This window comes from Micromonospora sp. ZG13 (assembly GCF_059359355.1).
In genome coordinates this window covers 539030-558830 of record NZ_JCADBQ010000001.1, presented here as the reverse complement: position 1 = coordinate 558830, position 19801 = coordinate 539030, and the positions used below count along the sequence as shown (strand labels likewise).

Genomic DNA, 19801 nt, shown 5'->3' with positions numbered 1-19801 from the left:
CGGTCCCCTCAGTCTTCCCGGTAGCGGAAGAGGCGGAAGTTGGCGATGCTCACGACCGCCAGCATCAGGGCGAACACGATGCTCATCGCGGCGGCGCGGCCCGCGTCGTTGTCCCGCAGCCCCTCCTCGACGATGAACCAGACCACCGTGCGGGTCTCCGTGCCCGGCGCACCCTGGGTGATCAGGAACGACTGACCGAACACGTTCGCCGAGGCGAGCACGGTCGTGGTGATCACGAAGAGCAGCACGGGACGCAGCCCGGGGAGCGTGACGTGCCGGAACCGTTCCCAGGCGCTCGCGCCGTCCACCTTCGCCGCCTCGTACAGCTCCTGCGGGATGTCCTGGAGCCCGGCCAGGTAGATCACGGCGTTGAAGCCGGAGGTCCACCAGACGGTCACCCCCACCAACGAGACCCACGCCCACGGCACGTCCGTCACCCACGGGGTGTCGGCGGGCAGCCCGACCATGCCGGCGAGCCGGTTCACCAGGCCCAGGTTCGCGTCGAGTAGGAAACGCCAGAGCAGGCCGATCACCGCCACGCCCAGCACGTACGGCGCGAAGTAGACCGCCCGGAAGAAGGTCCGGCCGGGGAACGAGCGGTTCAGCAGCAGCGCCAGCCCGAGGGGTACGACCACCAGCAGGGGCACCGCGAAGACGGTGAAGACCGCCGTCGCCCGTACGCTCTGCCACCAGTCGCCGTAGACGGCCGATTCGCTGGAGAACAGCTCGGCGTAGTTGTCCAGCCCGACGAAAGGCCGGTTGGGCAGCTGGAAGTCCCACTGGTGCACGCTGAGCCAGAGACCGAGCAGGATCGGCAGCAGGCCGAAGACCCCGAACAGCAGCAGGTACGGCGCGAGGAACAGGTACGGCGTGGCCCGCCCGGCCCGGCCCGGCCGGGTGCCCCGGCGGGCGGCGCCAGCCGCCGGGGGCGGCGCGTCACCACGCGCCGCCCCGACCTCGATCACGTCCGCCACGGGAACTCAGCTCCCGTACTTCTTGCGGTTGTCCTCCAGCTGCTTGTTCGCCTTGGCCACCCCGTCGTCCAGCGCCTGCTTCGGCGACTTCTTGCCCAGCGCCGCCTCGTTGAACGAGTTGTAGAAGGTCGTCATGACCTCGCCCAGGCCCGGGGCCGCCGGCGGGAAGGCCGCGTACTCCAGCTCGGGGGCGAGGGCGTTGACCTCGGTCAGCGCCTTGAAGTCGGCGCTGTCGCGGACGGCCTTGCGGGCCGGGACCTGGCCGCCCTTGGCCCAGTCCAGGGAGTGCTGGCTGAGCCAGTTGATGAACACCTTTGCCGCCGAGACCTTGTTGGCGTCGTTGGCCCGCTGCTTGACGATCGTGAAGTTGTGCGAGTTGGCCCAGGCTGCCGGCTGCGAGCCGATCTGCGGCAGGGGCGCGACGCCCCACTGGATCTCCGGGCTCTTCTTCAGGTCGTTGATCTGCCAGATGCCGTTCCAGTTGAAGGCGTTCTTGCCGCTCTTGAAGGCCAGGTAGTCGGCGTCCTGCCCGACGTTGGCGGGGGAGTGGCCCTGCTTGATCAGGTCGGTCAGCCAGGTGCACGCCTCGACGGCCTGGTCGGAGTTGAAGGTGGCCTTGGTGGCCTCGGCGTCGAAGACGCTGCCGCCCCACTGGTGCAGCAGCGAGTAGAAGGTCATGCCGCCGGTGAACTGGAACGGGCTGACCCAGAAGCCCTGCACCCCGGACTTCTTCAGCTCGGTCAGCGCGGCGGTGTAGTCGTCCTTCGTCGCCGGCGGCTTGTTCGGGTCGAGTCCGGCCTTCTGCATGACCCCCTTGTTGTAGTAGAAGCCGAGGGGGTGCATGTCCAGCGGGATGCCGTACCGCTTGGAGTTGTAGAGCCCGCCCTTCCAGACGGTGGGGGCGAAGTCGCCCTCGGACAGCTCCAGGGTCTTGGCGACGTCGTCCAGTTCGGTGATCACGCCGCGCGCGGCGAACGTGGCGAGCTGGTCCATGTGCATGACCGCGATGTCCGGGCCGGCGCCGCTGGAGGCCGCGCCGGGGAGCTTGTTGTAGTAGTCCTCCCACTGGTACGTGGCGATCGCGACGGCGATGTTCTGGTGCTCGGTGTTGAACTGGTTCACCAGCGCCTTGAAGATGTCGCCGTCGCCGCCGGTGAAGCCGTTCCACAGCTTCAGGTCCACCTTCGGGCCGGTGTAGTCCTTGCCGCCGTTGCCGGCCGCCGGGCCCGAGCTGTCGTCGCCGCCGCACCCGGCCAGGGTCAGCGAGGCCGCGGCGCCGAGCCCGAGGCCGAGGCCGAGCAGCCGCCGCCGGCTCATTTCGTTCTGCATCATGGGATTTTGCTCCTTGGGGGACGGGATGAATTGTGCCTGCTCAGGACAGGTGCGGTGTCAGCCGCCGACGGGGGAGAAACGCAGCATGTTCCAGGAGACGGCCGGCAGGCGCACGGAGCACCGGCCGCCGTCGGTGGTGGTGGTGGGTAGCTGCCGAGGCGTCACCCGGTCGGGCTCGGCCTCGGTGTTCGTCGCCGTCGGGTCGTCCCCGGCGGCGAGGCTCACGTGCGATGAAGCGGATAGTCCTGCGAGACCGCGCAGGTCGAGGTGCAACTCCAGGTCCGTGTCGCCCCGGTTGACCGCGAACACGGTGAGTTCGCCGGTCTCCTCGTCGTGCACGGCGACCGTGTCGAGCACCGGCACCTCGCCGTACCGTTTCGTCTCGTAGGTCGGGCCGACCGGCTCCGTACGCAGCACCGTGCCGCGGGCGTGCCGGGCGGTGAGCGCGAACGGGTGGAAGATGCTCTGCCGCCAGGCGGGGCCGCCGGTGCGGGTGCGGATCGGGGCGATCACGTTGGCGAGCTGGGCCTGGCAGGCCACCCCGACCCGGTCGGCGTGCCGGAGCAGGGTGATCAGCAGGTCGCCGACCACCACCGCGTCGACGGCGGTGAAGTCGTCCTCGATCAGCGCCGGGGCCTCGACCCAGCCGCGCCGGTCCAGGTCGGCCTGGAGACGCGACTGGTACCAGACGTTCCACTCGTCGAAGGAGATCTTCAGTTTCCGCCGGTGCCGCTGCTTCGCGGCCACGTGGTCGGCGGTGGCGACGACCTCGCGGATGAAGTTGTCCATGTCCACGGCGGAGGCGAGGATGCTGGCCCGGTCGCCGTCGGACGGGTCGTAGTAGGTGTGCGCGGAGATGTAGTCGACGTGCTCGTAGGTGTGCTCCAGCACCGTCGCCTCCCAGGAGGCGAAGGTGGACATCGTGCGGTTGGAGCTGCCGCAGGCGACCAGGCTGATCGACGGGTCGATCATCTTCATGGCGCGGGCGGTCTCGGCGGCGAGCCGGCCGTACTCGTCGGCGGTCTTGTGGCCGACCTGCCACGGGCCGTCCAGCTCGTTGCCCAGGCACCAGAGCCGCACCCCGTACGGCTCCTCGGCGCCGTGCTTGCGGCGCAGGTCGGACAGGTGGGTCCCGCCGGGATGGTTCGTGTACTCCAGCAGGTCGCAGGCCTCCTGCACGCCCCGGGTGCCGAGGTTGACGGCCATCATCGGCTCGACCTCGGCCGCGGCGGCCCAGGTCATGAACTCGTCGAGCCCGAAGGCGTTCGTCTCGATCGTCTTCCAGGCCAGGTCGAGGCGGCGGGGGCGGTCGCCGACCGGGCCGACGCCGTCCTCCCAGCGGTAGCCGGAGACGAAGTTGCCCCCGGGGTAGCGGACCACCGACACGCCCAGCTCACGGGTCAGCTCCAGCACGTCGCCGCGCAGCCCCCGCGAGTCCGCGGCGGGGTGCCCGGGCTCGTAGACCCCGCCGTAGACGCAGCGACCCATGTGCTCGACGAAGGAGCCGAAGAGCCGCCGGTCGGCCGGTCCGACGGCGAAGGCCGGGTCGATGGTGAGCTGCGCGGTCCGCAAGGGTGCCACCTTTCCTGGTTGCCGGGTACCGGGTGACCACGGTCACCCGGTGCCCATGGTTTCTACAACGTTGTAAGCAACGTTGTAAAGAGCCGTCCACGAGGTAAAGTGCGCACCCATGGGGGGAGGCGGCGTGGTGCGGCACAGGCTCAAGGACGTGGCGGAGCGGGCCGGCGTGTCGGTGAAGACCGTCTCCAACGTGGTCAACGGCTACGTGCACGTCCGTCCCGACACCCGCGCCCGGGTCGAGGAGGCCATCGCCGAGCTGAACTACCGGCCCAATCTCTCCGCCCGCAACCTCCGCAAGGGGCGCACCGGCGTCATCGCGTTCGCGGTTCCCGAGCTGGACATCCCCTACTTCGCCGAGTTGGCCCGGCACGTCGTCACGGCCGCGGCCGAGCTGGGCTGGACGGTGCTGATCGACCAGACCGGCGGCGGTCACGAGCAGGAGCGGGTGGCCGCCTCGGGCATCACCGAGCACCTCATCGACGGGCTGATCTTCAGCCCGCTGGCGCTCACCGCCGAGGACCTCACCGGCCTGGCCGGCACCCCGATGGTGCTGCTCGGCGAGCGCGTCGACCACGGTCCCGCCGACCACGTCGGGATCGACAACGTGGGCGCCGCCCGGGCGATCACCGCCCACCTGGCCGGTCTCGGCCGGCGCCGGATCGCCGCCATCGGCTCGCAACGCACCCCGGAGGGGGTCAGCGCCCGGCTCCGGCTCGCCGGCTACACCGCCGCGCTCGCCGACGCCGGGCTCGCCTACGACGAACGGCTGGTGGCGCCCGCGACGGCCTGGCACCGCGCGGACGGCGCCGCCGCGATGCGCGGCCTGCTGGCCTCCGGCGTACGCCCCGACGCCGTCTTCTGCTTCAACGACACCCTCGCCCTGGGCGCCCTGCGCGCGCTGCACGAGGCGGGCCTGCGGGTGCCCGAGGACGTGGCGGTGGCCGGCTTCGACGACATCGAGGACGGCCGCTTCTCCGTGCCCACCCTGAGCACCATCGCCCCCGACAAGGAGCGCATCGCCCGGCTGGCGGTGGAGCTGCTGGCCGGCCGCATCGACGGCGACCGCACCGCCCCACCCCGCGAACTCTCCGCCCCCTGGACCCTGACCCCCCGCGAAAGCACCCAGGGCCCCTGACCCACTCTCCCCCTCGGGGCGGGTGGGAGGCGGGTCAGTCGAAGAAGCGGGCCAGGTGGGCGGGGGTGGGGCCGTCCGCGTCGGGGGGCAGCGGGGTGAGGTCGGCGAAGATCGACGAGCCGTCGCAGCCGACGTGCAGCGGGTACCAGCGCGGGGTGCCCGGCGGGCGCTGGAGGCAGATGCCCTTGACCGTCTGCACGTCGAGCAGCCGTACGTGGGTCGGGTCGGCGACGGCGTTCACGTGCCGCCACCACGGGCTCATCACGTGCAGCACCCCGCCCGGCCGGAGCGCCCGGTGGCACTCGTCGACCAGCGGCAGGAAGTCGATCAGGTGCTCCAGGATGTGCACCGCGAAGAAGACGTCCACCGAGTCGTCGGCCAGCGGCAACGAGCCGGAGAGGTCCGCCACCGCGTCCACCCCCGGGGCCGGGAAGATGTCCAGCCCCAGGTTGCCCGGCCACTGCTTGGTGGCGCCGCAGCCCAGGTCGACCACCACCGGGTCGCGCCCGCCGACGCGTACCCGGCACCAGACGCCGAGCACCCCGGCGAGCCGGCCGACCCGGTCCCGGACCAGCCGCAGCTCGGCCTCCTCGGCGACCTCCCCGCCGAGGTGGGCCACCCCCCGGTCGAAGCGCACCTCGACCGCGAGGTCGCGCAGCCGGTCGTCGTGCCGGGCCTGGTCGGCCCACGCCTCGGCGAGGAATCCGTCGATCGCCCGCAGCCGCTCGGCCGAGGGCGGATGCTGCGCCAGCGCGACCATCCGGGCCACCTCCCGCCGGCCGATACCCGGATCCCCGCCCGTTATGCCCACGGCACCCCGCCCGCCGCCGCGTCAGCCGGTGATCGTGCGGCGGGGTGGCCTGTCGCCGGGTCAGCCGGTGATCGTGCGGCGGGGGCGGGCGCCGCCGCGCATCCGCTGCCGGGGCTGCGGTGCGGCCGGCTTGGGCCGCTTGAGGTGGTAGCGGTGCAACTCGCTGTTGCCGGGCAGGGACGGGTCCTCGCTCATCGCCACCAACTCCCAGCCCTGGTCGCCGGCCCGGTTCAGGTGCGCCAGCGCGGTGTCGCCGTAGGGCGTCACGTCGACCATGGAGCCGTCGGGGCCGTACCAGACGAAGACGATCTCCCAGCCGATGTCGGTGGTGGCCGCCTGGCGGCGGCGGACCAGCAGCGCGTACTCCCACTTGAGCATGGAGTCATTCTCACCCGCCACCGGCGGGTCGGCACGGATCAATCCTCGGCGATCCGTCCGGCGGCCACCCGCAGCCGCCGGTTGGTCGTCACGGCGTCCAGCATCCGCCGGTCGTGGGTGACGAGCAGCAGCGTGCCCGGGTAGCTGGCCAGCGCCGACTCCAGCTGCTCGATGGCGGGCAGGTCCAGGTGGTTCGTCGGCTCGTCCAGCACCAGCAGGTTCACCCCGCGCCCCTGGAGCAGCGCCAGCGCCGCCCGGGTCCGCTCGCCCGGCGACAGGGTCGCCGCCGGCCGCAGCACGTGCCCCGCGCGCAGGCCGAACTTGGCCAGCAGCGTCCGCGCGTCCGCCGGCGACAGCTGCGGTACGGCGGCACCGAACGCGTCGATCAGGGGCGCGTCGCCGAGGAAGAGCCCCCGGGCCTGGTCCACCTCGCCGACGACCACGCCCGGGCCGAGCGCGGCGTGCCCCGAGTCGAGGGGGAGCCGGCCCAGCAGGGCGGCGAGCAGGGTGGACTTGCCGGAACCGTTCGCCCCGGTCACCGCCACCTTGTCGGCCCAGTCGATCTGGAGGGTCACCGGGCCGAGGGTGAAGTCGCCCCGGCGTACGACGGCGTCGCGCAGCGAGGCCACGACGGCGCCGGCGCGGGGTGCGGCGGCGATCTCCATCCGCAGCTCCCACTCCTTGCGCGGCTCCTCGACCACATCCAGCCGCTCGATCAGCCGCTCGGTCTGCTTCGCCTTGGCCGCCTGCTTCTCGGTCGCCTCCGCGCGGAACTTGCGGCCGATCTTGTCGTTGTCGGTGGCCTTGCGGCGGGCGTTCTTCACGCCCTTCTCCATCCAGGCCCGCTGGGTGCGGGCGCGCGCCTCCAGCCCGGCCCGGGTGTCGGCGTACTCCTCGTAGTCCTCGCGGGCGTGCCGGCGGGCGACCTCGCGCTCCTCCAGGTAGCCCGCGTAGCCGCCGCCGTAGTGCCGGATCTGCTGCTGGTGCAGGTCCAGCTCCAGCACCCGGGTCACCGTGCGGGCGAGGAACTCCCGGTCGTGGCTGACCAGCACCGTGCCGGCGCGCAGCCCGGTGACGAACTCCTCCAGCCGCTCCAGGCCGGCCAGGTCCAGGTCGTTGGTCGGCTCGTCGAGCAGGAAGACGTCGTAGCGGCTGAGCAGCAGCGAGGCCAGGCCGGCCCGGGCCGCCTGGCCGCCGGAGAGTCCCGTCATCGGGTGGTCGAGGTCGACCGTGAGGCCCAGCTCGGCGGCCACCTGCTCGGCCCGCTCCTCCAGGTCCGCGCCGCCGAGGGCGAGCCAGCGCTCCAGCGCCTCGGCGTAGGCGTCGTCGGCGCCGGGCGCGCCGTCGGTGAGCGCCGTCGTCGCCGCGTCCAGGGCGGCCTGCGCGGCGGTCACCCCGGTGCGCCGGGCCAGGAACTCCCCTACGCCCTCGTCGGGCCGCCGCTCCGGTTCCTGCGGCAGGTGCCCGACGCTCGCGGTGGGCGGGCTGAGCGTCACGCTGCCGGCCTCCACGGGCAGCAGTCCGGCGAGGGTACGCAGCAGCGTCGACTTGCCGGCCCCGTTCGGCCCGACCAGCCCCACCACGTCCCCCGGTGCGACCACCAGGTCCAGCCCGGCGAACAGCGCCCGGTCCCCGTGCCCCGCGGCCAGCCCCTTGACGATCATCGTCGCGCTCATCAGTGTCCGACCCTATCCGCCCCGATCGCCCACCCTTGCTCCGCGCCCCGGCAGGCGCGCGGCACACTGCTCGGGTGGTGACCACTCTCGCGATCGACTGTGGCGGCGGCGGGATCAAGGCATCGGTGCTGGACGAGGCGGGCACGATGCGCGCCCGGCCGCTGCGGGTGCCCACCCCGTACCCCCTGCCGCCGGCGCTCTTCGTCAAGACGCTGCTGGACCTGGCGGGTCGGCTGCCCACGGCGGACCGGCTCACCGTCGGCCTGCCGGGCATGATCCGGCACGGGGTGGTGGTGGCCACCCCGCACTACGTGACCCGCTCCGGGCCCCGCTCGAAGGTCGACCCGGCTCTGGTGACCCAGTGGTCCGGGTACGACGCGCGGACCGCGCTCGCCGAGGCGTTCGGGGTGCCCGCGCTGGTGCTCAACGACGCCGAGGTGCACGGCGCCGGGGTGGTCGCCGGGACCGGCTGCGAGCTGGTGCTGACCCTCGGCACCGGGCTGGGCAGCGCGCTCTTCGACGGCGGGGTGCTCGCCCCGCACCTGGAGCTGTCCCACGCCCCGGTGCGCTGGAACACCACCTACGACACGTACGTGGGGGAGCCGGAGCGGCGCCGCCTCGGGGACGCGTTCTGGTCCCGCCGGATCCGGCAGGTCGTCGAAGGGCTGCGGCCGGTGTTCCGCTGGGACCGGCTCTACCTGGGCGGCGGCAACTCCCGGCTGATCCGCCCCGAGCAGCTCGCCCGGATGGGCGACGACGTGGTGGTGGTGCCCAACACCGCCGGCATCGTCGGCGGCGTACGCGCCTGGGAGCTGGCCGCCAACCGGCACGGCGCCGCCACCTGACGCCGCCTCCGCCCCGTCCGCCTCCGTCCTTCCTTCGCCTCCGTCCCGTCCCGCCGGCTCCGGCGGCGTCGTGGTCGCCGGCCGGGCCCACGCGGTTCCCGGTCGGGAACAGTCGCGGTACGGCGGATGTTGTGCCAGCGTCGGGACAGTGGCGCGACACGAGGGGGTGGGTCGGATGGACCTTCTGGCCGAGTACCGGCGGGCGACCATGTTCTTCGAGGCCGGTGACCCGACCGGGGCGGCCCGGCTGCTCGAACCGATCGTCGAGGCCGAGCCCGGCAACGCCTCGGTACGCCAGCTGCTGGCCCGGGCGTACTTCCAGTCGGCGCAGCTCAACCGGGCCGAGGCGCAGCTGCGGGAGCTGGTCGACCGGGACCCCGCCGACCACTACGCCCACCACGTGCTGGGCCGCACCCTGGAGCGCCTCAACCGGCACGCCGACGCGCTGCGGCACCTGCGCATCGCGGCGGCCATGCACAGCGGCAACGACGACTACCGCGTCGCCCTGGACCGGGTGCAGACCCGGGTCGAGGGCAACCGCTGACAGCGCGGGCACGGGGCGGGGCAGCTCGGCAGAGCTGCCCCGCCCGCGCGCTCGTCACCGAAATGCGCGCCGCCGGAGCGCCGAGGTGATCAGGACGCCATGGACCGTGAAACGGCCGGGTGACGTCCATGCCGTCCTGATCACCGGGCATCGCGGTGGGCGCCGCGGGGCGCCTACCATCGGCGTCATGGGACGTGAGCTGCCGGCGGGTGCGCGATGAAGCTGAAGCTGGACCTGCACGACATCTTCAACAAGGGCCAGGACATCGACCGGGCCCTGCGCGGGATCATGGACGAGGCGGTGGCGAAGAAGGCCACCCTCGTCGAGATCATCCCCGGCAAAGGCTCCGGCCAGCTCAAGAAGCGGGTGCTGCGCTTCCTCGACCAGAAGGACGTCAAGCAGCTCTACCACCGGGTGGAAAAGGACTCGAAGAACTTCGGCCGCCTCTTCGTCCACTTCCGCTGGAAGTAAGAACCCCGGTCTTCCGACCTCCCACGCAACCCCGGGTACAGCTTCTGACCTGCTGAAACTTCTTCCGGCGGTTTCCGGCGTCTTCCGTCGTTACTCGTGCCCGGTTGTTCCGGATCTGTGCCCGGCCCTGAGCCCGTGGATTGGCGGGCGACGTGGTCGCTCACGGTCCGTTACGCAGGCCGCGAGTAGGTCGGCAACCCCGCCTGGGGATGCGGAGACAAGCTGCGAGCCGGTGTCGGGTTGCTGCCTCACCGCTGCTCAGCGTCTCGCCTACAAACTCTGTGTAGCGCTTCCAATCCCGTCCGGAACGGCCGCTGGGCGGGGCCTTCTACGTCTCCACTCCACTGGCGCACTCTCCCAAGTCATGCCTGACCTACGACTAGGCTTGGTTCGAAGTTGACCAGCGGAGGGCTGAGCATGGAAGCCGATAGCGTCGTCAGCGCTGACGCGGAGTCGCACCCCTGGCGTGCAGGGAGCTTCCTTCAGTCACTCAGTCCGGCTTCCCGGGAGCGGGTCATCAAAGCCGGGGTCATGAGAACTTTCCGAGCCGGACAGACCCTGGTACGGCATGGCGATCCGTCCGACCACGTCTTCGTGATAACTAGCGGCGTAGTGAAGATCGAGGCCGTCACCCCAGACGGCCATGACGTAACTCTCGCTTGGCGCGGTCCCGGCGACGTAGTGGGCGAATTGTCAGCTATTACCGGGGAGGGGCGATCCGCCACGGTAGAGGCTGCTCTCGACGTAGAAGCCTGCCTCATCAGGAATCAGAACTTTACGCAGCTACTCCTAGACGACCCTCCAGTGGCACTGGCGCTGACCAGGATGATCGCCCAGCGACTCACCGCCGCGAATCAGCGAAGGCTCAGCTTTGCGTCACAATCAGTGACTGCGCGCCTTGCGGGCATCTTGGAGGTGCTAGCCGACAGCTTTGGCCACAGCGAGGCGGGCGACACCGTGATCGACATCCCGATTACGCAGTCAGACCTAGCCTCGATGATTGGGGCCGCCGAAGTGACTGTCCAGAAATCCTTGCGGACACTTCGAAACGAAGGTGTCATCAGAGTCGGTTATCGCAAGATCATTATTACGGATCGTAGTGGCCTCGGGAGGCTCGGCGAAGCCGAAGATCGCTAAATCCCTACGGATGCGCCTTCGGAACCCGTCCTGGTATGGTTTCTCCATCACGGGACCCGCCGTTGCTGTCGTCTTGAGGGGCGCGCACCATGAACTTGACCTTGGCCGTTGTAGGGGCCGTACTCGTAGCCATCACCATCCTGGGTGGAGGGCTTCGTATCGGTGGCTTGCAGATCGCAAACATTTCTCGGCTTCGCATCGCTCTACTTGCCGGCTTCGGCGTGGTCACCATGGCGCTAGGGCTTTACCTGGAGCTGTCGTCCGTGCGGGCCATGAACCGCGAACCAGTCAACGGCAGCGTTCATGCTCCGAGCGCCGACCCGACCAACGGCAAGTGATGAATCGACGGACGGGTTTGCCTGGCGAGGCATGGCCTCCCGTGAACACGCCCAAGCGACCACCTACTTCCGCAGAGATATGGTCCTCTGACGTATCGGTTACCTTCTCGGCAACAAGTCTGTTCTTTGATATGCGGAGATCAACCGACCTTCTTGTTCATGTCGGCGAAGTGGCCATGGCTCGAATACTGCAAGTATTCATTCACCGTGCAGTGAGGGCGGTGGAGCAAGAAGGTGGATCCATCCAGCATTTTAATGGCGACGGTGCCCTGGTTCTGTACTTAGGGGAAGGTGCTACTGACTCCGCGCTGCGAACAGCGAGCGCGATCTTGCACAGCGCGCGAAACGATGTGATGCAGCACATTCCTGAATCTGCCGCTAAAGTTCGAGACCTTCTCGGGAAAGAAGGGCTCGATGTCACAATAGGAATAGATCACAGCCCGATCTTTGCAGTAGCGGTTGGGAGCGAGAAGAACCCATTTACATCCTGGACCGGAATCGGGGTCCATACCGCAGCAAAGCTGTCTCGTCTTGCGCCTCCGGACAGCATTGCCATCACGGAGCAAGCAATCAAGAAGCTCGAAGCGGCTACGCTGCCTGCCGGATCATCTGTCAGTTACATCATAGGCGGCAGGGAGTGCATTGTTCACGTGACCCCATACCCTTCCTCCACTACGCATCTACTAGATTAAGTGCGACTACCGCCCTTCCTCGGAGGGCGGCACCTGAATAGTTGTAGAGAACTGTCAGCTTGGGATCGGGTTGAGTGAGGGCCGGTGGGCGTGGTGCCTGCTGGTGGTAGAGCTGCAGGCACCACGCCCACGCCAAGCGGCGGGACGGCCCTCTGCTGTCCGATCTTGCCCGCTGCATCGGGCACGGATCGGGCATGCGATCGCGAAGCGGAGGCCCAACCCCTAACTTGAGAGGCGGCGGCAACCCGATGAAATGGACTTGTCCGTGGGTTGAGCTGCCTCGCGGCTCTTTGCATCCCTCGACCCTTCGTGCATGTTTTTGCTGTCGCATGGCTACACCAACTCTTTGGTTCCTCTCCCCTTGACGCGCTCCCAGGGAAGCTGCAACTCCTCTGCAAAGAATTGCACAACGCGCAAGACATGGTTGTTGTACCAATCCTTGATTCCGTCCACATGCACCACGTCGTACCGGAACCGCCCTGTAACCGACTTGGAGGAAAGTCGTCGCTCCAAGGTTACATGCTGCACTTGTTCAACCTTCGGCTCCGCCTCAGAGGCAGATACTGCGTATATCGGGGACGACAAGAAGATTGCCGGGAAAAGAAGATAGGCTTCACGTCTCACATGCCTAAAATCGATTTCCTTTTCTCGTCGTTTAAAATCTTCCCCGAGGAAGGAGGCCGCCTTGGCTAGAGGGTAGGTCACTTCATTAAATATGTCGCTAGAATGGGTTTCCCAGCCGCCCGACTTCTTGTTCAGCTTCGCCAGCTGGACCGCTCGGGCCTGATTCCGGAAACGAACTCGTTCGTACTTCCTGGCGAAGTTGGGCTTCGATCCGCTGCCCAGAAAATAGTCCTCGTCCGCCTTCAGCTCAATTCTGGTTGCCGCCGTAAACATGAGCTCAGGAGCGTCGAGGAACCTTGTCTCTCGTTCCCAAGGTTTAGTCAGAGCAACCCAAGGCCACTGATAGTTTTTGCATTCACCCAACACCGTCCAGCGCAAACTGGTGTTGCCCTCGGTGGACCAGAACGCAAAGCCGGTTGAGTAGATGTCTATTTCGCGGCTCGTGCCTGTGTCTTGATCCTGAAAGGCCCAACCAGTGTCGGTCCTTTCCCCTAGGATCGCCGCGACCCTCTGTTCGAAGAGAAAGCCCGTACGGTCTAGAGCGCCTATCACTTGATCGGCAGTCGGCAATGGGGGTTCTGCTGGCATCCCGCCAGTCTTACACCTACGTCAAGAATTCAGCGCACGTCTGCCATCCCGTCTGCCGTCGACCCGCCCTCTGGGGAGCGGGCTGCCGCCCGGCCCGCCACGTCAAGACGGCCTTGACGCCCGTACGGACGCTGGCGGGTCGGGCGGTGGTCTGCTCGGCTCGCCCGGGTCGACGGCGGGCGGGATGTCTCCCCACCGCCACCACCCACGGACCGCAAGCCGCCGACGGACCCCCGGCCATCCCGGAGCCGGAGCGCCCCCGCCGGAGGCGCAGTAACCGCACCCCGCCACCGACCCGGCAGCCGCCGACGGACACGGCGTGCGCTCCCCTACGCCGCGCGGTGCTCGCCGCGCGGCGCGGCCGGCTGCCGGCCCCACCACCCCAACGGGCAACGGCCTGTCGTCATGCGGCGGCCCACCGGGCTACCCGCCCTCCGCGCCAGCCGCCGGGCGTCTTGCGTGGCCGGAGTCGGAGCGACAGCGCAGCGACGGACACGCGCCCTGGCGGCGGCGCGTGCGGCCCGTTCAGGGCCGCCTTGAAGACGTACAGAAAGTTTGAACCACTTCGCTGGCAGCCGGCCGGCCTCGCTCCGCCACCGTCCGGACACGGGATGGCGTGGGCTGAGTGCGCTCCGTACCCTGACGGCATGGCCGCCTTCGTCGATACCGCCCGGGAAGTTGCGCGACACCTGCTGGAGACGCCATTGCCTCGTCGGTGGAGTCACGTCCGAGCGGTCGCGGCCAAGGCTGACAGGATCAGCGGGGCAGTTTCGGCTGAGGATCGGGACGTTCTCGTGGCATCAGCGTGGCTGCATGACGTGGGCTACAGCCCCGACCTGGTCGATACCGGCTTCCACTCCCTCGACGGCGGTCGGTGGCTTCGGCGCGAGCGGTTCGACGAGCGGATCGCTGCTCTGGTGGCTCACCACTCCTGCGCCTGGCTGGAAGCGGAGGAACGTGGACTCGGTGAGGTCCTGGCCGCCGAGTTTCCTCGGGAAGAGACGCCGGTTACCGACGCGCTCTGCTTCTCGGACATGACGACCGGGCCAGACGGTCAGGACTTCGAGGTGCTGGATCGGCTCGCGGAGATTCGGTCGCGGTATGGGCCGGAGCACCTAGTGACCCGGTTCATCTGCCGAGCGGAACCGGAGATGGTTGCCGCCGTTCAGCGAACTCAGCGCCGGCTCTCGGGCAGCGCCGCTCAACCGATGTATGGCCTGGGGCGTTCCTCGTAGCCGTGGGTGATGCGCAGCAGGGTCGACGGGTGGATGTCGAGCGCGCCCAGCTCGTCGCGGGCGACCCATCGAACGTTGCTTGACTCGTCGCTCGGCGTCGGGGTGCCGCTGACGGGTACCGCTCGCAGGCAGAGGGAGAACTGCTGTCGCACTTCGCCGTCGGAGTAGGCGACGACGTGGCCCGGGTCCGAGTAGACGCCAACCATTCCGGTGACCTCGACCCGTACGCCGGTTTCCTCACGGGTCTCCCTGACCGCCGTCCCTGCGACCGACTCGCCGATTTCCTGGCCGCCACCGGGCAGTGACCACAGACCGTTGTCGGTGCGCTGGATGAGCAGCACTCGTCCATCCTCGTCACGCACGAAGACGGAGACAGCCACGACGATGCTGTTGGCCTTTGGCGCGTTCGGGTCGTGGTAGTGCTCGGTTCTCGCCATGCTCCTAGGCTGCCACCTCGCCGCCTGGCTGAGGCTTCGAGGCCATCAGGACTCGGTCGAAGCTGTCGGAGTAGGTGCCGAACAGGTCGCCGCCGTTGAGCCTGCGCAGGTGCATCACCGGCGCGTGTGGCGCCGGGAACCCGAGCACGTGCATGTTGACCAACATCTCGTCGTCGAACCGGTACATTGAGTTGTAGAGCGTCGTGTCGTGGTAGAGCACCTTCACCCCGGGCGCACCCTCAAGCCGGCTGTAGTAGTGCTGCACCTGACGAATCTTTGCGGCCATCACGCCGGGCGCACCTTCCTCGACGCTCTTACGCTCGATCGCGTCGCTGGTCGGGTCGCCTAGCAGGATCGTCACCTTGACGCCGTCAACGGCCTTTTGACGCAGGACGTCGATAAGCCTCGGGTTCTGCTCCACGAGAAAGAGGCCGGCATAGGCCAGTACGTCGATTCGCTTCTCTGCCCGTTCGATGAGTCGGCCCCACAGATCGTATGGGACTGAGGAACGCCGGGAGTAGAGCTGGACCAATTCACTCTGCCCGATTTTCGAAGCCTTCTCCGGGGTCACCGCGTTCGGCCACAGGTAGGGCACGTCTTCGCGCACCACCGCGGCTATGGCGTGCCGGTGACGGGGGTACGGAATCCGATCCTGCGTGATCCACCGTTCCACCGTCTTCGGATCGACGCCGATCTTGTCGGCCACTACACCGGGGGTCAGGCCGTTGCGCAGGATGGCATCGCGTAGTCGGTCGTTCGCCATTCGACCCTCCTCAAGGGACGGCTAGGGACGAGTAGACAGTATCCTAGACGTCCCATAGTCGTCCAGCTCACCGGATGGGGTGTCCTCCGCTTTTCGGGAGCCTTATCCGCAGAGGCCACGAGCAAGAGTCCACCGGGGACAAGCTCAACAACTGGCCCGAGACACAGGAGGTATCTCGTGAAGCTGTACGTGGACACCCAGAGCAAGCAGGTCCAGGTGACGAAGGATCCGGAGCCGAAGAACGACCAGAACGGCAACCAGCGGTCGGAGAAAAACACTGGCCGGCTCATGTGGTCGACCCAGGTCTTCGTTCTCGACGAGACTGGCGGCGAGATCATCACCATCACCACGGCGGGTGAGAAGCCGGGCGTGACGGTGGGACAGCTCGTCGCTGTCGAGCAGTTGGAGGCCATCCCGTGGGCGACCAACGGGCGTAACGGCGTCGCGTTCCGTGCGATCTCGCTGAAGCCGAAGGCTGGCACCTCGGCGGCAAAGTAGGTCCTTCGCTCACCCGTGCTGTGTGAGCCTCTGGTGTCGTGCGTGAAGCGGCCTGATGGTCCGCTGATCTGATCCATCTTCGGTCCGGGAGTGTTTCTGGCTCCTACTCTCCCGGCCCTGGCAACCGATGGTTGCCCTCTCGATATGGCGCGGGGTCGGTACTGGCTCCTACACCTGCCGACCCCGTGCTCTCTAACCCATCCAGCCCACTCGCTTTGGGAGGACGTGTCATGTCCAAGCCTCGCTCCCCTCGGGAGAACGACAAGAACAAGCCGGCGTATCGGCCGGTGTGTGTTCACCTCAAGGCCGGGATCGCCGTGATCGGCGGCAAGATCCGCTACGTCTGCAAGGACTGCAAGGCCGTCATTTCCTGACGTAGGAAACGAGCGCGGGGCCGGTACTGGCTCCTACACCTGCCGACCCCGTGCTCTCCAACCCATCCACCCCAACTCGCGATTGGGAGGACGTGTCGTGTCCAAGTCTAGCTCTCGCCGCTCGTTCGGACGGAAGTCCAACGGCACCATCACCGTCATCGAGGCCAAGGTCCACCGCTCCTCGGCCCGCAACGCCCGCTTGGCGTTCATCCTCACCGCCGTCATCGCCGGCATCCTGACCGCCGCCGTGGCGACCTCCTACACGCACCCCATCGTGGCCCTGTTCGTTGCCGTCGCCGTCGGTGTTCCCCTGGGCGGGCTCGCCTGGGTTCTCGTGCGGATCTGGCCGGTGCTGCGGCTGCTGTGGTGGTGGCTTCCCGAGACCGTGTTGACGGTCGTGGTGCTCACCTTCTGGGTGCAGCTGGCCAACCACACCTCGGCGGTCGTGACCCTCGTCGTCGTCGCCCTGGTCGTCGGCGTTCCCGCCGCCATCCCGACCATTCGCCGCCAGGTGGTGGCGTGGGCGTGGTGCCTGATCGTGCGCCACCGGCTGCGCGTGTGCTTCGCGCAGTTCATCATCGCCAACCAGTCCGGCAGCCTGCCGCTGATCCTCTGGGCCCGCCCCACCCCCGTGGGTGAGCGGGTCTGGGTCTACCTGCGCCCCGGCCTCGCCCTGGCCGACCTGGAAGGCCGCCTCGACCGCATCGCGGTCACCTGCCACGCCGCTTCCGCCCTCGTCGAGCGGGCCTCCGACCGCAACGCCGCCTACCTGCGCTTCGACATCAAACGCCGCGAAGTCCTCACCGCTCAGGTGGGCTCGCCCCTGGTCGACGTCATCACCCCCGACACCCCGGAGGTCGACCGGCCGACGCCGGTCATCCCGACCGCCCTGGACCTGCCCGACGTCGACGTACCCACCGTCACCCTGCCGGCGCAAAAGAAGCCGGCCACCACTTCGGCCAACGGCAGCAAGCCCGCGGCTTCCTCGTCGACCGACGCCGACGACGTCTCCGACTGGATCTAACCCACACCCGACCCGGACGCGAGGAGCCCTACGGGCTCGTTCGTGTGGTTCCTCGCGCCCACCACGCCCAAGGAGGGCACACCATGACCACCACCGCTACCGCCCCGACTGCCGGGGTTCCGGTGGGGCCTGGCCTGTCGATGTTCGACCCCATCTTCGTCGGCATCGACGAGTTCGGTCAGCCCGTCTACATCACCCTCGCCTACCGCAACCTCCTCGCCGGCGGCGAACCCGGCGGAGGCAAATCCGGTCTGCTCAACACCATCGCCGCCCACGCCGCCCTCTCCGTCGACTCCCGGCTCGTGCTCCTCGACGGCAAGCTCGTCGAGCTGGGCCAGTGGGAAGCCTGCGCCGACGCGTTCATCGGCCCCGACATCACCGAAGCCCTCACCGTCCTGCGGCGGCTGCAAACCGTGATGAACAACCGCTACGCCTGGCTGCGTGCGCATGGGCGCCGCAAGGTGACCGCCCTCGACGGGCTTTCGGTCATCACCGTCCTCGTCGACGAGATCGCCTTTTACTCCGCCACCGTCGGCAGCAAGCAGGAACAGGAAGAGTTCGTCGCTCTCCTGCGTGACCTCGTCGCCCGGGGCCGCGCTGCCGGAATCCCCGTGGTCGCCGCGACTCAACGGCCGTCGTTCGACATCATCCCCACCAGCCTGCGGGACCTGTTCGGCTACCGGGCCGCGTTCCGCTGCACCACCCCCAACAGCTCGAACATCGTGCTCGGTCACGGCTGGGCCGAGCAGGGCTACTCCGCTACCGACATCCAGCCCACCAACCAGGGCGCGGCGTACCTCATCGCCGAAGGCGGCGTCCCCCGCCGAATCAAGGTCGCCTACCTCTCCGACGCCCAGATCGCCGGCATCGCCGACTACGCCGCCTGGATCCGCCGACCCGGCCGACTCACCACCACCGCGCCGGATCTGGCGGTGGCGGCATGACCACCCGCGAACGCGCCAACGCCCGCGCCAACAACCAGCGGGCCGCCCAGTACACCGAGATGTGGATCGTCGGCAGTCCTGAGGACCTGGCCGTGATGATCCAGGCCGCCTCCCGAACCGGGCGGCTCGTCTTCGTCTCCGCACCCGAACCCATGGGCGCAGGCGACACCCGACACCGCCGCTACCTGCGGCTGCGCACCCACTAATCGGCCGACAGGACCGGATCTGCCTCGCAAGCTTCCCGGTCCTGCCGACCTTCCGCCAACAGCCCTTACCGAAAGGACGTGGCTGCCATGAAGGCTACCCACAACCCACCCACCGTCCAGGTCAGCCCGGCTGACCTGCTGCGGATGGCTGCCCTCTACCTGCGCCGGCACGGCTGGACCCAGGGCACCTACTACGCCACCACCGACACCCTCACGTCGCCGGCCTGCGCCGTCGGAGCCATCGGCATGGCCTGCGCCGGAAAGCCGCTCCTGAACCCGGTCCTCCTCTCGTCCGCCGACGAGGACATTTACCACCAGAGCATCGCCGCGCTCGTCGACTACCTCGACGCCTTCGCGCCGGTCTTCCACGTCGACGAAGACGGCCACCTGCTCGACGAGCACACCTCCCCGTTCTCGTGGAACGACGACCCCGGCCGCACCGCCGAGCAGGTCATCACCGCCCTAGAGAAGGCCGCTGACGAGTGGGACCGCCTCCACACCCAGGGAGGCGAGAACCGATGAGCACTGTCAAGCACACCTTGACGCCCCTGCCCCGACAGCAGCGACGTCGGGACGTCGTCGAGAACGACGCATTCGCCGCCTTCACCCGGCGCATCATCCGCGCCCACGGACGCCGCGTCGCCACCGGCGACGTCGAAGCCCTCCGCGACCTCGTCGCCCTGTCGGCCAACCTCGACCAGGCCATCACCGACGCCGTCATCGGCCTCCGCGCCTTCGGCTACTCCTGGGCCGAAATCGGCTCCCGCCTCGGCATCTCCCGCCAAGCCGCCCAGCAGCGCTGGGGAGACCGGCCATGACCACCCTCACCGACATCCCCACCGGCCTGGCCCGCCGCTACTACGACCCGACCGGCAGCCGCTACGGGTTCCCCACCTACCCCTTCCAGTCCGCCCCCGCCGGGCTGGCTACTCGCCGGCAACTGCGTGCCGCCGGCCTTCGTCCGGGCGGCAATGACCCGGTCGCGCAGATCCTCTGGCGTCGCGGCAAGCGCGTCGCCTACCTCTACCGCCTCGACCTCGCCCAACCCAAGCGCGTCGCCACCCCCGCACAGCGGGAGGCCATCGCTAAGGCGCTGCGTGCCCGGCGGACCTGCCGGGTGTGCGGGCTGAGTCAGCCCTACTACATCCCCCGCCGCTACGGCTGCTGCCTCGACTGCCACGGAGGCCACTAACC

General features: G+C 68.7%; 25 protein-coding genes. 16 read left to right on the top strand and 9 right to left on the bottom strand.

What is annotated here, in order from left to right:
• Positions 1 to 8: 8 nt before the first annotated feature.
• Genes AC5L34_RS02695 through arfA form a run of 3 tightly spaced genes read right to left on the bottom strand, consistent with a single transcriptional unit; the run spans position 9 to position 3878 of the window.
• Entirely contained in the window at positions 9 to 974 is a 966-nt protein-coding gene (locus AC5L34_RS02695) for a carbohydrate ABC transporter permease (RefSeq protein WP_363896685.1), read from the bottom strand.
• Positions 975 to 980: 6 nt separating this feature from the next.
• Complete coding sequence (locus AC5L34_RS02690) at positions 981 to 2306, bottom strand: ABC transporter substrate-binding protein (protein ID WP_494823718.1); 1326 nt, start codon at positions 2304 to 2306, stop codon at positions 981 to 983.
• A 57-nt stretch (positions 2307 to 2363) separates the two neighbouring features.
• A complete protein-coding gene (gene arfA / locus AC5L34_RS02685; protein ID WP_441176076.1) occupies positions 2364 to 3878 on the bottom strand; it encodes an arabinosylfuranosidase ArfA in 1515 nt (504 codons plus the stop codon).
• A 136-nt stretch (positions 3879 to 4014) separates the two neighbouring features.
• Here arfA and AC5L34_RS02680 point away from each other — a divergent pair, with 136 nt between their 5' ends.
• Entirely contained in the window at positions 4015 to 5022 is a 1008-nt protein-coding gene (locus AC5L34_RS02680; RefSeq protein WP_494823811.1) for a LacI family DNA-binding transcriptional regulator, read from the top strand.
• Between the two features lie 34 nt (positions 5023 to 5056).
• Here AC5L34_RS02680 and AC5L34_RS02675 read toward each other — a convergent pair whose 3' ends face one another.
• The 3 genes from AC5L34_RS02675 to AC5L34_RS02665 form a co-directional block, all read right to left on the bottom strand.
• The gene (locus AC5L34_RS02675; RefSeq protein WP_441176075.1) at positions 5057 to 5782 is read right to left on the bottom strand and encodes a methyltransferase domain-containing protein; all 726 of its coding nucleotides are present in this window, start codon (positions 5780 to 5782) and stop codon (positions 5057 to 5059) included.
• Between the two features lie 111 nt (positions 5783 to 5893).
• Positions 5894 to 6211, bottom strand: coding sequence for a hypothetical protein (locus AC5L34_RS02670; RefSeq protein ID WP_441176074.1), 318 nt, complete (start codon positions 6209 to 6211; stop codon positions 5894 to 5896).
• Between the two features lie 38 nt (positions 6212 to 6249).
• The gene (locus AC5L34_RS02665; protein ID WP_494823717.1) at positions 6250 to 7887 is read right to left on the bottom strand and encodes an ABC-F family ATP-binding cassette domain-containing protein; all 1638 of its coding nucleotides are present in this window, start codon (positions 7885 to 7887) and stop codon (positions 6250 to 6252) included.
• A 74-nt stretch (positions 7888 to 7961) separates the two neighbouring features.
• On the opposite strand from AC5L34_RS02665, the gene AC5L34_RS02660 reads away from it, so the two are divergent.
• The 6 genes from AC5L34_RS02660 to AC5L34_RS02635 all read left to right on the top strand — a co-directional run bounded on the left by AC5L34_RS02660 (position 7962) and on the right by AC5L34_RS02635 (position 11914).
• A complete protein-coding gene (locus tag AC5L34_RS02660) occupies positions 7962 to 8732 on the top strand; it encodes an ROK family protein (RefSeq protein ID WP_441176072.1) in 771 nt (256 codons plus the stop codon).
• Between the two features lie 175 nt (positions 8733 to 8907).
• Entirely contained in the window at positions 8908 to 9276 is a 369-nt protein-coding gene (locus AC5L34_RS02655) for a tetratricopeptide repeat protein (protein ID WP_088998253.1), read from the top strand.
• A 216-nt stretch (positions 9277 to 9492) separates the two neighbouring features.
• A complete protein-coding gene (locus AC5L34_RS02650) occupies positions 9493 to 9747 on the top strand; it encodes a Smr/MutS family protein (protein ID WP_088987488.1) in 255 nt (84 codons plus the stop codon).
• A gap of 417 nt (positions 9748 to 10164) precedes the next feature.
• Positions 10165 to 10884, top strand: a complete 720-nt coding sequence (locus AC5L34_RS02645) for a Crp/Fnr family transcriptional regulator (protein ID WP_494823716.1) — start codon at positions 10165 to 10167, stop codon at positions 10882 to 10884.
• A gap of 89 nt (positions 10885 to 10973) precedes the next feature.
• Entirely contained in the window at positions 10974 to 11222 is a 249-nt protein-coding gene (locus tag AC5L34_RS02640) for a hypothetical protein (RefSeq protein ID WP_494823715.1), read from the top strand.
• Positions 11223 to 11263: 41 nt separating this feature from the next.
• Entirely contained in the window at positions 11264 to 11914 is a 651-nt protein-coding gene (locus AC5L34_RS02635) for an adenylate/guanylate cyclase domain-containing protein (protein ID WP_494823714.1), read from the top strand.
• 333 nt (positions 11915 to 12247) lie between these two features.
• Here the strand turns inward: AC5L34_RS02635 and AC5L34_RS02630 are convergent, their stop codons facing one another.
• Positions 12248 to 13126, bottom strand: a complete 879-nt coding sequence (locus AC5L34_RS02630) for a hypothetical protein (RefSeq protein WP_494823713.1) — start codon at positions 13124 to 13126, stop codon at positions 12248 to 12250.
• Between the two features lie 647 nt (positions 13127 to 13773).
• Between AC5L34_RS02630 and AC5L34_RS02625 the strand changes: the two genes are divergently transcribed.
• On the top strand, positions 13774 to 14361 hold the full coding sequence (locus AC5L34_RS02625; RefSeq protein ID WP_494823712.1) for an HD domain-containing protein: 588 nt from the start codon (positions 13774 to 13776) through the stop codon (positions 14359 to 14361).
• Here the strand turns inward: AC5L34_RS02625 and AC5L34_RS02620 are convergent.
• Both AC5L34_RS02620 and AC5L34_RS02615 read right to left on the bottom strand, forming a co-directional pair.
• A complete protein-coding gene (locus AC5L34_RS02620; RefSeq protein ID WP_494823711.1) occupies positions 14328 to 14798 on the bottom strand; it encodes an NUDIX hydrolase in 471 nt (156 codons plus the stop codon). The genes AC5L34_RS02625 and AC5L34_RS02620 overlap by 34 nt on opposite strands.
• A gap of 4 nt (positions 14799 to 14802) precedes the next feature.
• Positions 14803 to 15561, bottom strand: a complete 759-nt coding sequence (locus tag AC5L34_RS02615; RefSeq protein WP_494823710.1) for an XRE family transcriptional regulator — start codon at positions 15559 to 15561, stop codon at positions 14803 to 14805.
• Positions 15562 to 15738: 177 nt separating this feature from the next.
• Here AC5L34_RS02615 and AC5L34_RS02610 point away from each other — a divergent pair, with 177 nt between their 5' ends.
• From AC5L34_RS02610 to AC5L34_RS02575, 8 genes are all read left to right on the top strand, one after another.
• Positions 15739 to 16059 (top strand): hypothetical protein, encoded by a 321-nt coding sequence (locus AC5L34_RS02610; protein ID WP_089003163.1) that lies wholly within the window; start codon positions 15739 to 15741, stop codon positions 16057 to 16059.
• A gap of 230 nt (positions 16060 to 16289) precedes the next feature.
• Complete coding sequence (locus AC5L34_RS02605; RefSeq protein WP_494823709.1) at positions 16290 to 16433, top strand: hypothetical protein; 144 nt, start codon at positions 16290 to 16292, stop codon at positions 16431 to 16433.
• A gap of 97 nt (positions 16434 to 16530) precedes the next feature.
• A complete protein-coding gene (locus AC5L34_RS02600) occupies positions 16531 to 17457 on the top strand; it encodes a hypothetical protein (RefSeq protein ID WP_494823708.1) in 927 nt (308 codons plus the stop codon).
• A gap of 83 nt (positions 17458 to 17540) precedes the next feature.
• Positions 17541 to 18401: an FtsK/SpoIIIE domain-containing protein gene (locus tag AC5L34_RS02595; RefSeq protein WP_494823707.1), complete on the top strand. Its 861-nt coding sequence runs from the start codon at positions 17541 to 17543 to the stop codon at positions 18399 to 18401.
• A complete protein-coding gene (locus tag AC5L34_RS02590; protein WP_494823706.1) occupies positions 18398 to 18607 on the top strand; it encodes a hypothetical protein in 210 nt (69 codons plus the stop codon). Before AC5L34_RS02595 ends, AC5L34_RS02590 begins: the two co-directional genes overlap by 4 nt.
• 87 nt (positions 18608 to 18694) lie before the next feature.
• A complete protein-coding gene (locus AC5L34_RS02585; protein ID WP_494823705.1) occupies positions 18695 to 19129 on the top strand; it encodes a DUF6197 family protein in 435 nt (144 codons plus the stop codon).
• Complete coding sequence (locus AC5L34_RS02580) at positions 19126 to 19425, top strand: hypothetical protein (protein ID WP_494823704.1); 300 nt, start codon at positions 19126 to 19128, stop codon at positions 19423 to 19425. The genes AC5L34_RS02585 and AC5L34_RS02580 overlap by 4 nt, the downstream gene beginning before the upstream one ends.
• Positions 19422 to 19799, top strand: a complete 378-nt coding sequence (locus AC5L34_RS02575) for an RRQRL motif-containing zinc-binding protein (RefSeq protein ID WP_494823703.1) — start codon at positions 19422 to 19424, stop codon at positions 19797 to 19799. The genes AC5L34_RS02580 and AC5L34_RS02575 overlap by 4 nt, the downstream gene beginning before the upstream one ends.
• Positions 19800 to 19801 lie beyond the last annotated feature (2 nt).